This is a genomic window from Amycolatopsis rifamycinica (genome assembly GCF_000695625.1).
Classification (GTDB): Bacteria; Actinomycetota; Actinomycetes; order Mycobacteriales; family Pseudonocardiaceae; genus Amycolatopsis; species Amycolatopsis rifamycinica.
Map to the genome: position 1 here is coordinate 1 of NZ_JMQI01000074.1, position 13,585 is coordinate 13,585.

At 73.4% G+C, this 13,585-nt stretch carries 11 protein-coding genes and 2 tRNA genes; 3 read left to right on the top strand and 10 right to left on the bottom strand.

The genetic code is table 11. The features are described 5' to 3' along the window. The 3 genes from DV20_RS35950 to DV20_RS35960 form a co-directional block, all read right to left on the bottom strand. A partial coding sequence (locus tag DV20_RS35950; RefSeq protein ID WP_043787808.1) for an NADP-dependent oxidoreductase occupies positions 1-830 on the bottom strand: 830 nt, incomplete at its 3' end. Between the two features lie 66 nt (positions 831-896). Further along, on the bottom strand, positions 897-1,751 hold the full coding sequence (locus tag DV20_RS35955) for an MmyB family transcriptional regulator (RefSeq protein WP_043787809.1): 855 nt from the start codon (positions 1,749-1,751) through the stop codon (positions 897-899). Between the two features lie 86 nt (positions 1,752-1,837). Further along, entirely contained in the window at positions 1,838-2,350 is a 513-nt protein-coding gene (locus tag DV20_RS35960) for a lytic polysaccharide monooxygenase auxiliary activity family 9 protein (protein WP_043787810.1), read from the bottom strand. Between the two features lie 274 nt (positions 2,351-2,624). On the opposite strand from DV20_RS35960, the gene lexA reads away from it, so the two are divergent. Next, entirely contained in the window at positions 2,625-3,278 is a 654-nt protein-coding gene (gene lexA, locus DV20_RS35965) for a transcriptional repressor LexA (RefSeq protein WP_043787811.1), read from the top strand. 159 nt (positions 3,279-3,437) lie between these two features. On the opposite strand, the gene DV20_RS43305 is transcribed toward lexA, so the two are convergent. Both DV20_RS43305 and DV20_RS35970 read right to left on the bottom strand, forming a co-directional pair. After that, on the bottom strand, positions 3,438-3,599 hold the full coding sequence (locus DV20_RS43305; RefSeq protein ID WP_235191085.1) for a DUF4287 domain-containing protein: 162 nt from the start codon (positions 3,597-3,599) through the stop codon (positions 3,438-3,440). Next, a complete protein-coding gene (locus tag DV20_RS35970) occupies positions 3,596-4,348 on the bottom strand; it encodes a class I SAM-dependent methyltransferase (protein WP_043787812.1) in 753 nt (250 codons plus the stop codon). The genes DV20_RS43305 and DV20_RS35970 overlap by 4 nt, the downstream gene beginning before the upstream one ends. A 107-nt stretch (positions 4,349-4,455) precedes the next feature. Between DV20_RS35970 and DV20_RS35975 the strand changes: the two genes are divergently transcribed. After that, positions 4,456-5,052 carry a TetR/AcrR family transcriptional regulator gene (locus tag DV20_RS35975; protein WP_043787814.1) on the top strand — a complete coding sequence of 199 codons (597 nt, stop codon included), beginning with the start codon at positions 4,456-4,458 and terminating at the stop codon, positions 5,050-5,052. A gap of 225 nt (positions 5,053-5,277) precedes the next feature. Here DV20_RS35975 and DV20_RS35980 read toward each other — a convergent pair. Next, positions 5,278-5,349 (bottom strand) — tRNA-Val (locus DV20_RS35980). Between the two features lie 37 nt (positions 5,350-5,386). Next, a tRNA-Val gene (locus DV20_RS35985) sits at positions 5,387-5,461 on the bottom strand. A 169-nt stretch (positions 5,462-5,630) separates the two neighbouring features. Between DV20_RS35985 and DV20_RS35990 the strand changes: the two genes are divergently transcribed. Beyond that, on the top strand, positions 5,631-7,079 hold the full coding sequence (locus DV20_RS35990; protein WP_043787969.1) for a DHA2 family efflux MFS transporter permease subunit: 1,449 nt from the start codon (positions 5,631-5,633) through the stop codon (positions 7,077-7,079). A gap of 283 nt (positions 7,080-7,362) precedes the next feature. On the opposite strand, the gene DV20_RS35995 is transcribed toward DV20_RS35990, so the two are convergent. The 3 genes from DV20_RS35995 to DV20_RS36005 all read right to left on the bottom strand — a co-directional run bounded on the left by DV20_RS35995 (position 7,363) and on the right by DV20_RS36005 (position 13,584). Continuing rightward, positions 7,363-10,674 (bottom strand): serine hydrolase, encoded by a 3,312-nt coding sequence (locus tag DV20_RS35995; protein ID WP_043787816.1) that lies wholly within the window; start codon positions 10,672-10,674, stop codon positions 7,363-7,365. Between the two features lie 26 nt (positions 10,675-10,700). Continuing rightward, a complete protein-coding gene (locus DV20_RS36000) occupies positions 10,701-11,639 on the bottom strand; it encodes an ABC transporter ATP-binding protein (protein ID WP_043787818.1) in 939 nt (312 codons plus the stop codon). Positions 11,640-11,703: 64 nt separating this feature from the next. Beyond that, the gene (locus DV20_RS36005; protein WP_043787819.1) at positions 11,704-13,584 is read right to left on the bottom strand and encodes a dipeptide/oligopeptide/nickel ABC transporter permease/ATP-binding protein; all 1,881 of its coding nucleotides are present in this window, start codon (positions 13,582-13,584) and stop codon (positions 11,704-11,706) included. Between the last annotated feature and the right edge of the window lies 1 nt (position 13,585).

Here is a 13,585-nt window from a genome sequence, read left to right on the forward strand (position 1 = left end):
CGCAGCTCACCACGGTCGACCAGCCCCACCAACCGCGCCAGCTGCCCGGCATCACTCCGCACGAACAGATCGATCCCCCGCACCCCACGCCCCTCATCCGACGGCGCGGGCATCCACACCGTCGTGTTCACTACCACCCCGCCCGGACGGACCACACCAGCCAGCGCGGCCAGCTGCTCCGGAGCGACCGGGGCCAGATTGAGGGCCAGATCGACCGGCTCGGTCACCGCGTCGGTCACCGCGGTGGCGGTGTGGTCGACGACCTCATCAGCGGTCTTGACCGCCTCGGCACTACGCGGACTGGCCGTCGCGATCACATAAGCACCAGCGTTCTTCGCCAGCTGCACCGCATAACCCCCGACCGCACCCCCCGCACCGTTGATCAGCACCCGCTGCCCGGCCGCCAGCTTCCCGTGATCGAACAACGCCTGATACGCCGTCAATCCCACCACCGGCAACGCCGCGGCCTCGGCCAACGGGATGCTCCTCGGCGCCGACGTCAGCACCTCCACCGGCGCCAGAACGTACTCCGCCGCCGCACCGGTCCCGTCCATCGGCAGAAAACCGACGACCGGATCACCCACCTCGAACCCGGTCACACCTTGACCCAGCGCGTCGACCGTCCCGGCGACGTCCAGACCCGGCGTGTGCGGCAGCACCACCGGAATCGGCCCCTGCATGAATCCACCCCGGATGTTGCCGTCGACGGAATTGAACGACGTCGCCGCCACCCGGACCCGCACCTGCCCGGGCCCCGCCACCGGCAGCTCGACATCCTCGTAACGCAGGACCTCGGGGCCGCCGTACTCGTGGAAACGCACTGCCTTCATCGGGCTTCTCGCTTTCGTCCTGCACCGGTGATCCACACGGCCTCAGGATCGCGGGCCCGGGCCGGATCAGCCTGGGCCGGCTTGGCCCACCCTGACGACGGACGGCGCACCGGCGGCGCTGACGACCTCGCCGAGCCGGGCCGCGTCGGCCGAGCCCGGTGCCGCGGTGAGGACCACCGCCATCAAGCCGTCGCCCGGTACTTCAAGCAGGTTCCCGTCGAGCCTGATGTCCCCACCGTCCGGATGCCGGAACACGGCCGGGTTCTCGTACGCGCCCACCGGTTCCGGCACCCGCCACAGGGTGTCGAACGCGCGGCTCGTGGTCCGCAGGTCGTCGACGAGCTCGTCGAGCGAGGCGTCGGCGGGGTAGCGCACGGAGGTGTCCCGCAGCCGGGCCGCGAGCAGCGCGCGGAACCCGGCCGCCTGCTCGTCCGTGCGGCTGATCCCCCGGCGGGCGTCGCAGAAGGTGCGCCAGGCGACGTTCCAGTCCCGGGCGTGGCCGGTCCGGCCGCCGCCCTGCAGGGCGAGCCACGCGCCGTTGACGGCGAGCACGTTCCACGCCGGATCGGCCAGGAACGCGGGGGTGCCGCCGAACCGTTCGAGCAGCCGCAGGGCCGCCGCCCCGGGCGCCCGCGGCACCTGCCCCTCCACGGCGGCGTACCCGGCCAGCGCGCAGAGCCGCTCGTAGTCCGCCCGCCCGAGCCGCAACGCCGCGGCGATGGCGGTCACCACCCCGGCCGAAGGGTGCCGGCGGCCCTGCTCCAGCCGCCGCACGTAGTCCGCGGAGACCCCGGCCAGCTCGGCGAGCTCCTCCCGCCGCAAGCCGCGCGTCCGCCGACGGCCACCCGGCAGCCCGGCCGCGGCCGGGTCGGTGTTCTCCCGCAGCCGGCGCACCGCGGCGCCGAGATCGTGCGAAGCCATGGCACCAGGGTGCCAGCAGCCGTTCCGGCCGGCGGGCCGTGTCCCCGGGGGGGCGGCCCGGCCCGGCCGGCCACAGTGGACGGTGGTCAGCTCACCTGCAGGTCGATGCAGGCGTAGAAGGCGTTCGCCGTGTCGGCGATGTTCCACACCGCCAGGACCGTCTGGCGGCCCGTGTGGCTGCCCAGGTTCACCGAATGCGAGACCGTCGACGGCGGCTGCTGGTCGTTGCCGCTCACCTCCGCGATCTTCTGGCCGCCGATGAAGTACTGGTAGTTCGACGTGCGGTGGCGCGCGGTGAACGTCCAGTTGAACGTCACCGTTCGGCCGACCGCCGCCGCGCGCCAGCCCTTGCCGTTGTCGTTGAGCTCGGCGAACTGGGCCACGCCGCCGTTGCAGGACCGCAGGCCCTTGGGTCCCTCGACGCTCTGGGGTTCGTACTGGATCTGCCCGCACGACACGATGTGCTGGGCGCACTGCGCCTGCCGGCTGGCCGGCGAGCTGACGTAACCGTGCGCGCTCGCGACGCCGGCCGGGTTGAGCACCACCAGCACCGGGGCGAGCAGGACACCCGCCGCGGCCGCGGCCAGTTTGCGGTTCATACCGAGCTCCTTCGGGGACAGGCTCACCTCCCGCCGCCGGGCACGGCGAGGCCGCGGCCCCGGCCTCACCGGAGGTCCGCCGCGACGGGAAGGGTTACGAGCGAAGGAAAATTGTGGTCTAGACCATACGTCGCATCGTTACCCAGGTCAACAGCTGGCAAAGTCACGGTTGATGTTGGCAATACCCCAACTGTCACCCGCTGTTCCGGTGAGCGGGACCGCCACGGCGAGACCGGCGGCGGAGCACGGGGCACGTGCCTCTAGGATCACGCCGGTGACCACCTACGACGACACGTTCGAGCACCTCGACCCCTCGGCACTGCCGGAGCGGCAGCAGCGGATCCTGGTCGCGATCCGGGACTGGGTGGTCCAGCACGGCTACTCCCCCAGCACGCGCGAAATCGGCGAGGCCGTCGGCCTGCAGTCGACGTCGTCGGTCTCGAAGCACCTGGCGAGCCTGGAGGACAAGGGCTACCTGCGCCGCGGCGCCACCGTGTCCCGGCCGATCGACGTGCGCGCGTTCCTCAACGGCTCGGCTTCTTCCGAGGACGCCGACTCGGTGCCGGTGCCCGTGGTCGGCGACATCGCCGCCGGCACGCCGATCTCGGCGGTCGAGCACACCGACGACGTCCTCAAGCTGCCCCGCGACCTCACCGGCCGCGGCACGGTGTTCGGCCTGCGCGTCCGCGGCGATTCGATGATCGACGCGGCCATCTGCGACGGCGACATCGTCGTGGTCAAGCAGCAGTCCGAGGCCCACTCGGGCCAGATCGTCGCGGCGATGATCGACGAAGAGGCGACGGTCAAGGTCTACCGCCGCCGCGACGGCCACGTGTACCTCGAGCCCCGCAACCCGGCCTACGACGTCATCGACGGCGACCGCGCGGTGATCCTCGGCACGGTCGTGTCGGTGCTGCGGAGCGTCTGACCCACCAGGCGACCGCCGCCGGGAAGGGTCTGGGGTTGCGGGCGGCTGTGCGTGGACCGCCGGCGCGACGCGGCAGCGGCCGCTGTGCGTGGACGGGACGCCCGGCAGCCTTCCCGCCCCGGCGCTCGCCGGTCGCCACCGCAGCTCGAGCCGGCCGGACTACCTCCGGGCGGCCAGCCCGTCGAGGTGGAGCACTCCCCCGGCGTGGTGCTCCACGACGAACTCCGGCCCCTTCGTGACCAGCCGGACGATCGCCGTCGCGTGGCCGTGGCCGAGGCCGTGGTCGGCCACCACCGTCTCACCGACAATTTTTCTTGTCAAGCCCGCCTCGCGAACACCGCCAGCGTCGAGTACGGCAGCACGAAGCTCCCGCCGAGCTCCTCGATCGCCGCGGCGACCTCGGACAGCACCTCCGCCAGCGCTTCCGGCGGCAGCCGCGTCAGGCCACCGGTCGTGGGCAGGAAGTCGAGCCACTCGTCCCGCGTGTACGTCCGCTCCCACGCGAAGCGACAGCGCTCGGGGGCATCGAGACCTTCCGTCTGCGCGATCGCGTCGGCGAAGCCGGTGAACATCACGTCGTAGATCTCCGCGGCCGGCCGGGACTCCCCGGCGAAGGGCGAGCCGGGCAGCACGCGGCGGCACGCGGCCGCGAAGGCGTCCGCCACCGCGGCGGGCGGCTGGAACACGTGCGCGAACACGGCGAGCAGCCCGCCGGGCCGCAGAACCTGCGCCGCCTTGGCCGGACCCGTGACCGGATCCACCCAGTGCCACGCCTGCCCGGCGACGACCGCGTCGAAGGTCCGCCCGGCCGGCTCCCAGTCCTCGAAGGTGGCCACCTCGACGTCGATGCCGCCACGGCGCGCGAAGGCGGCCATCCGCGCGTCGGGGTCGACGCCGAGCACCCGGCAGCCGGCCGCGCGGAACTGCCGCGCTTCGATCCCGGTTCCGCAGCCGATGTCCAGGACGTCGGCACCGGGGCTCGCGGTGACGATCTGGTCCACCAACTCCTGGGGGTAGGCCGGCCGCGCCCGGTCGTAGCGTTCGGCGTCGGTCCCGAAGGATTCCGCCATCGAGCGAGCTTCATGAGGTTGAGTGGGCATGCGCCCACCTTAATGGGCACTCGCCCACTAGGGCAACCGCGCGAGTGTTCGCGGCGGGCGTACCGGAGAATGACCCCATGCCGACCGGGGTCCACCTGCGCGACGTGCGCAAGCAGCTGTTCGACGCGGCCGAGCGGGTCCTGCTCCGCGACGGCCCGCACGCGCTGACCAGCCGGGCGGTGACGACGGAGGCCGACGTCGCCAAAGGCGTGCTGCACCGGCACTTCGCGGACTTCGACGACTTCCTGGCCGAGCTGGTCCGCGACCGCATCGCCCGCCTGGGGGACCAGGCCGCGCTCCTCGAGGCGGCGGCGGGCACGCGGACGGTGGCGCAGAACCTCGTCGACGCGCTGGCGGAGCTGTTCGACCCGGTGACGGTGGCCTTGACGAGTCTCGTCTTCTTCCGCGACGAGCTCCGCACCCGTGTCCGCGCGCGGCGGGGTCTGCCGATCCTGGCGGAGGCACGCGACATGCTGGCGGGCTATTTGTCGGCCGAAAGGGAACAGGGCCGCATCGCCCCGGACGCGGAAATCGATGCGTTGGCGCTCGCCTTGATCGGCGCGGCCCACCTGCTCTTCGCCGGCCGCCGCCGGGAAACCCTCCCCGACCTGGCCGAGCTGGAGAAAACGGTCCACACGGTGATCGCGGACGTGGTCCAACGCCGCCTACTGTGAACAACCAGTCCGAAGTGGATCAACCCCACGGAACGCAACAGCGCAACGCAACCACACGCGGGGGTCCCGGGGGCCGCCCCACGGAACGCAACAGCGCAACGCAACCACACGCGGGGGTCCGGGGGCTCGCCCCCGGCGGGGGTGTGGGGGCTCGGCCCCCACAGGACACAACGAGAAGAGCCCCGCTTGCGCAGTCGGCAAGCAGGGCTCTCCCAGCGAATCTCGTGGGCGATACTGGGATCGAACCAGTGACCTCTTCGGTGTGAACGAAGCGCTCTCCCCCTGAGCTAATCGCCCGCGGTACGAACTTCCACGAAATCCGGGGGTGGACTCGTGGTGCGCGATACTGGGATTGAACCAGTGACCTCTTCCGTGTCAGGGAAGCGCTCTCCCGCTGAGCTAATCGCGCGCTGCGGAACTCCGTACTGACAGAAGCATATCGGACCGTCCGACCGGCTTTTGCGGGGGGTCCCGTGAGACGAAAACCGCCTGACAGGGGAGGTCGGGAACGGGCACACTGCGAAGGACGCTCCGTGTTCGTCACGGTCGTCCCGGCCGACCAGGAGACTCCCACCCCGATGACCGAAACCGTGTCCACCCCGTCCGCCGACGTGAAGCGCGCCCCGGCGCGCTCGGGACTCCTCATCGGGGTTCTCGTGCTGTCGGCGTTCGTGATGATCCTCAACGAGACGATCCTGAGTGTCGCGTTGCGCGACCTGACCGTCGACCTGCACGTGCCGACGACCACCGTGCAGTGGCTGACCAGCGGGTTTCTGCTGACGATGGCCGTCGTCATCCCCACGACCGGGTTCATGCTGGAGCGGTTCTCGCCGCGGCAGGTGTTCCTGTTCTCGCTGTCGGCGTTCACCTTGGGCACGCTGCTGAGCGCGCTGGCGCCCGGGTTCGGGCTGTTGATGGCCGGGCGCGTGGTGCAGGCGTGCGGGACGGCGGTGATGCTGCCGCTGCTGATGACGACGGTGATGCGGCTGGTGCCACCGGAGCGGCGTGGCGCGACGATGGGCACGATCACGATCGTGATCGCGGTCGCGCCGGCGATCGGGCCGACCATCGGCGGTGCGGTGCTGTCGTCGCTGAGCTGGCGCTGGATGTTCTGGATCGTGCTGCCCTTGTCGGTCGCCGCGCTGGTGGCCGGTGCGCTGCTGCTGCGGCTCGAGAGCGAACGCCGCCGGGTGCCGCTGGACGTGCCGTCGGTGGTGCTGTCGGCGATCGGGTTCGGCGGAGTGCTGTACGGCCTGTCGTCGGGCGGGGAGAGTGCCGGCGCGGAGCCGCTGGTGCCGGGGTGGGTGCCGATCGTCGTCGGCGTCGCCGCGCTGGTGGTGTTCACCTGGCGGCAGCTGCGGCTGCAGCGCCGGGACCGGGCCCTGCTGGACCTGCGGCCGTTCACCCACCGGAGTTTCGTGGTGGCGCTGGTGCTGACGGCGTTGCTGTTCGTGTGCCTGATCGGCGCCGCGGCGATCCTGCTGCCGCTGTACCTGCAGACGGTGCTGCACACGAGCACGTTCGTCAGCGGGCTGGCGGTGTTGCCGGGCGGGCTGGTGCTGGGCTTGCTGGGCCGCCCGGTGGGCGCGCTGTTCGACAAGGTCGGCGGCCGCCCGCTGGTCATCCCGGGCGCGGCGGCGATGGCGGCTTCGCTGTGGCTGTTCGCGGTGCTGGGCCCGGATTCGCCGCTGGTGGCGGTGATCGGGATCCACGTGCTGATGATGGCCGGGCTGGGGCTGATGATGACGCCGCTGTTCACCGAGTCGCTCGGCGTGCTGCCCGAGCACCTGTACTCGCACGGCAGCGCGATCCTGTCGACGCTGCAGCAGGTGGCCGGCGCCCTGGGCACGGCCGTGTTCGTGAGTGTGGCCACCCTGGGCAGCCACGACGCGACGGCCACGGGCCCGGACGCGGCCGGCCTGCGGGCGGCGTTCATCGTGGCCGGGGTGGTCGGGCTGGTGGCGTTCGCGGGCAGCTGGCTGATCCGCCGGGGAAAGACCGTGACCCCCGCCACTTCGGCGCACTGAAAGCCCGCATCCGCCCGTCGCCCCGCATCCGGCGGCGACGGGCGGATCGAGCCGAGCCCACGCGAAAAAAGTCCCGCTTCCGCTCGGCCAAGGCTGGGGGGAGACCTGCGAGCGGAAGCGGGAGTTCAGGGCCGGTACGGGGGTCGCCTCGCGGCGGAAGGCGCTTCACGGCTCCAGCCGGGCTGGTATTCCGTGGAGGCGAGGGGTGAGGCCCGGGGACTCCGCCGTACCGACACCCCTTACAACGCCCCTGCCCGGCCGGTGTTCCCCGACGTGACCCGGCTCATGCCTCGACCTTCGGGGTCGCGCGGACGCCGCTGTGCAGGTACCGCTCCCCCGTCGGCAGCGTGTAGAACGTCGCCGGGATCCAGGAGCGGGCCCCCGGCTCGCGGAAGACGAACTGGGCGCCTCCCATCGGGATCAGGTCGTGTTCCGTCGTCGGTTCCGGGACCAGGGCGGCGATCGGGCCCGTGATCGTCTGGCGCATCCGCAGACCCGCCTCCCCCTCGAAGACCTCGATCCGCATCGACGCCCGCTCGTACACCCCGACGAAGCCGGCGACGTCCACGGACGGCGGCACGGCGGCGGGCGAGATCGGCCGCGGAAGCGCCACCCCGGCCAACTCCGCGAAGATTTCGCGGTACAGCTCCTCGTACAGGTCGCGTGCGTTGCCGCCGTTGGTGAGCAACGTGACGGCCAGCCCGTGCGACGGCAGGAGCCGCAGGAACGCCGACTGCCCGATCGTGTTGCCGTCGTGGCCGATGACGCGGTGGCCGTCCCAGTCGAAGCGGATCCAGCCGAGGCCCCACGAGTCGCCCAGGGTGTGCTTGTCCGGCATGTCCGCCTGCCACTCGGTCATCGCCGACGCCGACGCGGCCGACAGCACGTCAAGGCCGCCCGCCAAGTGCATGCGGGCGAACGCCAGGACGTCCGCCGCCGACGCCGTGATCAGCCCGGCCGGGCCCGCCGAGCGGGGCAGCCCCCACGCCGGGGCCGGGTGCGGCTCGCCATCGCCGGCCGCGACGTGGCCCATGGCCGCGCGGTGCAGCAGGGCTTCCTCCGGCAACGTCCCCGTGTGGGTGAGACCCAGTGGGGTGAACAGCCGCTCGCGCAGCGCCGCGTCCCAGGTCTGGCCGGTGAGCTTTTCGATCACCCGGCCCACCAGCACGAACCCGGAGTTGCAGTAGGACAGCGTCGCCCCGAGCGGGTGGTTCTGCGCGACCTCGTCCAACAGGCCGACGAACTTCTCGAGGCAGTCGTCGCCGCGGCCGGTGTCGGTGAACACGTCGCCGTCGATGCCGCTGGTGTGGGTGAGCAGGTGCCGCAGCGTCACCTGCTTGGTGACGTCGGGGTCGGCCAGCCGCAGCTCGGGCAGCACGTCGGCGATGGGCGCGTCCAGCTTCAGCCGGCCTTCGTCGACCAGCTGCATCGCCACCGTCGCCGTCCACACCTTGGTGATCGAGCCGATCTGGAACACCGAGTCGTCGGTGACCTCGACCCCGGTGGCGGTGTTCAGCACGCCGTGGCTCGCCAGCACCCGGTCCTCGCCGCGGAGGATGCCCAGTGCCGCCCCGGGGACGCGGTGCTTGCGCGCGAGCGCGGCCAGGCGCCGCCGCCAGTGCGCCGCGTCCAGCGGCACCCGCGCCGGCTTGCCCGGCTCGCCCGCGTACTGCGAGACCCAGTCCACGATCCGGCGGTTGAAGTCCCGCCGGTGCGACGGTTTCCCGTCGAGGATGAACAGGTGGGACGCGCCGGGGTAGAGCACCAGGCGGGTGGGGACGCCCTGTTCGCGCAGCGCGGTGAACCACTGCTCGGCCTGCCCGGGCGGGCACCGGTCGTCGGCGGCGCCGTGCACCACCAGGGTCGGCGTGCGCACCTTCTCCACCTGGGACAGCGGGGAAAGCGCCGCGTAGTGCGCCCGGTCCTCCGACGGGATCGCGCCGAGTTCGGCGACGCCGAGGTAGTGGCCGCTGTCGGAGGTGCCGGCCATGCTGACCACGTCGCTGACGACCCCGCCGGCCACCGCCGCGGCGAAGCGGTCGTCGCGGCTGGTGAGGTAGCAGGTCATGAAGCCGCCGTAGCTGTAGCCGGCCACGGCGAGCCGGCGCGCGTCGGCCACGCCCTCGGCGACGAGGGCGTCCAGCGGTTCGAGGAAGTCGCGGGCGTCGGCCACGCCCCAGGCGCCGACGGCCGCGGTGTAGAACGCTTCGCCGTAGCCGTCGCTGCCGCGCGGGTTGAGCAGCAGCACCGCCCAGCCGCGGGCGACGAGTTCCTGGTGGTAGAGGTGCACGGCGTCGGCGGTGCCGCTCCACGCGTTGTGCGGGCCGCCGTGGATGTCCAGCAGCAGCGGGAGCGGGCCGGAGCGGGCGGGATCGCGCAGCAGCCAGCCGGCCACGACCGTGCCGTCCGAGATCGTGAACTCGCGTTCCTCGGAGACGAACGGCTCGAGGTCGCCGGCCCCGTGCGCGGTGCGGACCGCCACCGCTCCCCCGGCGACGGCGACCGTCGCGATCTCGCCGTAGGACGTCGGCGTGGCCAGCACGATCGCCGCCGTGTCGCCGGCGAGGGACATCGCGGCGACGGTGTTCCCGGTGCCGCCGACGACCAGCCTCGGCTCGCCGCCCTCGGCGTCGACCGCGTACAGCTGGGTGTAGCCGCGGTCGCGGGCGCAGAACAGCACGGTGGAGCCGGCGAGCTGCGGGAGCGCGCCGGGATAGCCGGGGGCGCCCGGCATGACGTTCCGGTCCAGCGAGGCGGCCAGGTCGGTGGTTTCGCCGCCGTCCAGCGGGATCCGCAGCAGCCCGAGGTGCCCGGGCGCGGTGTCGCGGCGGCCGACGACGAGCAGCGCGGTGCCGTCGGCGGTCCAGGTGACCGTGCCGCACATGCCGTCGCCGGAGCCGACCGGCCGGGGCTCCCCGCCGGGCTCGAGGACGTACGCGCCGGAGCGGAAGGTCAGGTCGGCGTCCGCCTCCGGTCCCGCGGGGAAGGCCAGCCGCCCGCCGTCCGGCGCCCAGGCGGGGTCGCCCGCGTGCCAGTCCCCCGACGTGACCTGCCGGACTTCGCCGGTGGCGACGTCGAGGACGTGGACGTGCTTGCGCAGCGTCCGCAGCAGCCCGGCGCCGTCGGCCTTGAAGTCGACGCGGTCGGCGACGACGGGAGCGCCCGCGCGGCGGGCACGGGCGGCGTCGTCCTCGCCCTCGTCCGCGGCGAGGTCGACCGGCGCGGCGAAGGCGATCTCGGCGCCGTCCGGCCGCCAGACCGGGGTGCCCGCGCCGAGCGGGAGGGTGGTGACCTGCTCGGGCTCGCCGCCGTCCGCCGGGAGCAGCCACAGCTGCGCCGGGCCGTCCTGGGCGCGCAGGAACGCCAGGCGGGTGCCGTCCGGCGACCACGCCGGCGCCAGGTCGGCCGGGCCGCGGGTGAGCCGGCGCGCCGCACCGCCCCCGGTGCCGACGAGCCACAGCGAGCGGGTGTCCTCGTCCTTGTCGCGGTCGGCGGTGCGCAGCACGTACGCGATCCGGCTGCCGTCCGGCGAAAGCGCCGGCTGCTCGGGGAACACGAAGTCGTACAGGTCGTCGGTGCCCGGACGTCGGGTCATGCGGATCTCCTCGATGGGTGACGGTCTCACGCGGCGAAGTGGCAGGCGGCGCGGTGCGGCCGGGCGCCGGCGCTCCCGGCCGGGTCGGCGGTGACGCAGACGGTGCGGTCGGGGTGCACGAGCGGCCCGATCGGGCAGCGCGGGTGGTAGCGGCAGCCGGGCGGCGGGTGGTGCGGGTCGGCGGGTTCGGTGTCGGCGAGCGCGTCGGTGCCGGTGCCGGCGTCGTCGAGCAGGCCCCGGTGCGCCGACGGCGCCGCGGCCAGCAGGTCCCGCGTGTAGGGGTGCCGCGGATCGGTGAGGACCTGCTCGGCGGGCCCGGCCTCGACGATCCGGCCGAGGTACATCACCGCGACGACGTCGCTGACGTACCGCACCACGGCGAGGTTGTGCGAGATGAACAGCATCGACAGCGCCAGCCGCCGCTGCACGTCCCGGACCAGGTTGAGCACGGCGCCCTGCACCGAGACGTCGAGGGCCGAGGTGATCTCGTCGGCGATCAGCACCTTCGGCCGCCCGGCCAGCGCCCGGGCGAGCGCGACGCGCTGGCGCTGTCCGCCGGAGAGCCGGCCGGGCAGCGCGGCGGCGCGGTCCGGGTCGAGGTGCACCAGTTCGAGCAGCCGGGCGACCTCGGCCCGCCGCTCCGCGCGGGACGGGCCCGGCGGCATGGCCTCGGTGATGGACTCGCCGATCGCCATCCGCGGGTCCAGCGACGAATAGGGGTCCTGGAACACCATCTGCAGCGGACGGCGCCGGGGCAGCCGCCGCACGTCGACGCCGTCGAGCAGCACCCGGCCCGCGCTGACCGGCGCGAGCCCCGCGGCCGCCCTGGCCAGCGTCGACTTGCCCGAGCCGGACTCGCCGACCAGGCCGACGACCTGTCCGGAAGGGACGGTCAGGCTGACGCCGTCGACCGCGGTCAGCTTGCCGTAGCGGACGCTCACCGAGTCGAACTCCAACGCGCTCATGCGCGCGCCTCGCCGACGCTCGATGCGGCCGGCGCGGTGGTGGATGGCTGGTTCGCGGGCTCGCTCACGCGGCACCCTCCTCGTGGGACTGTCCGGAAAGGACGGTGGCCTGCGGGTGCCAGCAGGCGACCCGGTGACCGCGGTGATCCGGGTCTTCGAGCACCGGGTCTTCGGTGCGGCAGCGGTCCGACGCCAGCGGGCAGCGGGCGGCGAACGCGCAGCCCTCGGGCACCTGGTCCGGTTCCGGTGGACGGCCGGGGATGACTTCCAGTGGCCGGTCGCGGTCGGTTTCGAGGTCGACCGTCGTGGCCAGCAGCGCCCGCGTGTACGGGTGCCGCGCCGGGGTCCCGGTCGGCAGGTCCTCGACGACCCGGCCGGCGTACATCACCAGCATCCGTTCGCAGGTCTGGGAAACCACCGCGATGTCGTGGCTGATCAGCAGGATCGCCGCGCCTTCGGTTTCGCGCGTGCGGGCCAGCAGGCGCAGCACCTGCCGCTGGACGGTGACATCGAGCGCGGTCGTCGGCTCGTCGGCCACGATCAGCTTCGGCCGGCCCATCAGGCCCATGCCGATCATCGCCCGCTGCCGCATGCCGCCGGAGAACTCGTGCGGGTACTGCCGGGCGCGCCGCTCGGCGGCCGGGACGCGCACGGCGGCCAGCCGGTCCACCGCGCGGGCGAACGCCTGGCGACGCGACAGGCCGTGGTGCCGCTGGGACACCTCCGCCAGCTGACCGCCGACGCGGCGACCCGGGTTGAACGACGTCATCGGGTCCTGGAACACCATGGCCAGTGCCGTGCCGAGCTCCCGGTCCGACGCCGCGGCCAGGGGCTTCCCGGCGAACTCGAGCCGGTCCGCGGTGACCACGCCGGGCGCCTCGACCAGCCGAGACACGGCCAGCGCGGTCAGGCTCTTGCCGGATCCGGACTCGCCGACCACGCCGACCGCTTCGCCGGCGCGGACGCTGAAGCTGACGCCGCGCACCGGAACCGTCCAGCCGTGCGGGCCCGGGAACGCCACCCGGAGGTTGTCCACCACGAGCACCGCGTCCGCGGGTTCCACCAGAGCCGCGGGCCGGGCCTCCGGCGGCCGGGGTGCCGGGCGCCGGGTCACGCGCGTGCGGACCCCGACCACCGCGGCGACCGTCTCGCCGACCAGGTTGAACGCCAGCCCGGCGAGCACCACCGCCGCGGCGGGCGCGAGCGCGGCGGCGAGGTTGACGTAGATGCCGTCGAGGCCTTCGCGCAGCAGCCGTCCCCAGTCGTAGTCCGGCGCCTGCACGCCGATGCCGAGGAAGGACAGCCCGGCGAAGGCCAGCAAGGCCGAGCCGGCCCCGATGGTCGCGTTGACGACGAGCGGCTCGCCGATGTTCGGCAGCACGTGCCGGGCCAGCAGCCGGACCCGGCCGACGCCGGCGATCCGGGCCGCGGCGACGTAGTCGCGCCCGCTCACCGACGCCGAGAGCGTCTGCACGAGCCGCGCGAACGCCGGCGCCATCGCGAACCCGATGGCCAGCACCGCGCCGTGCGTGCCGACGCCGAAGATCACCGCCAGGAACAGGGCCAGCAGCAGGCCGGGGAACGCGACGGCGATGTCGACGACCGCGGTGAGCAGCCGTCCCGCCCGGCGGGGCAGCACCGACGGCAGCGTCCCGAGCACGACGCCGGTGCCGGCGCCGATCACGGTGGCGAGCACGGCGAGCCCCACCGAGATCCGGGTCGCCACCAGGGTCCGCAGCAGCAGGTCGCGGCCGAGGGAGTCGGTGCCGAACGGGTGCGCCCCGGACGGTCCCTGGCCGATCGCGTCGGTGTCGATCGCGGCCGCGCCGTCGCCCCACAGCAGCGGGGCCAGCACCGCCAGGACGGCGACCAGGGCCAGCAGCACCGCCGAACACGCGCCCACCGGCGTGCGCAGGGCCGCCGCCCACGTACCGCGTCGCGCCATC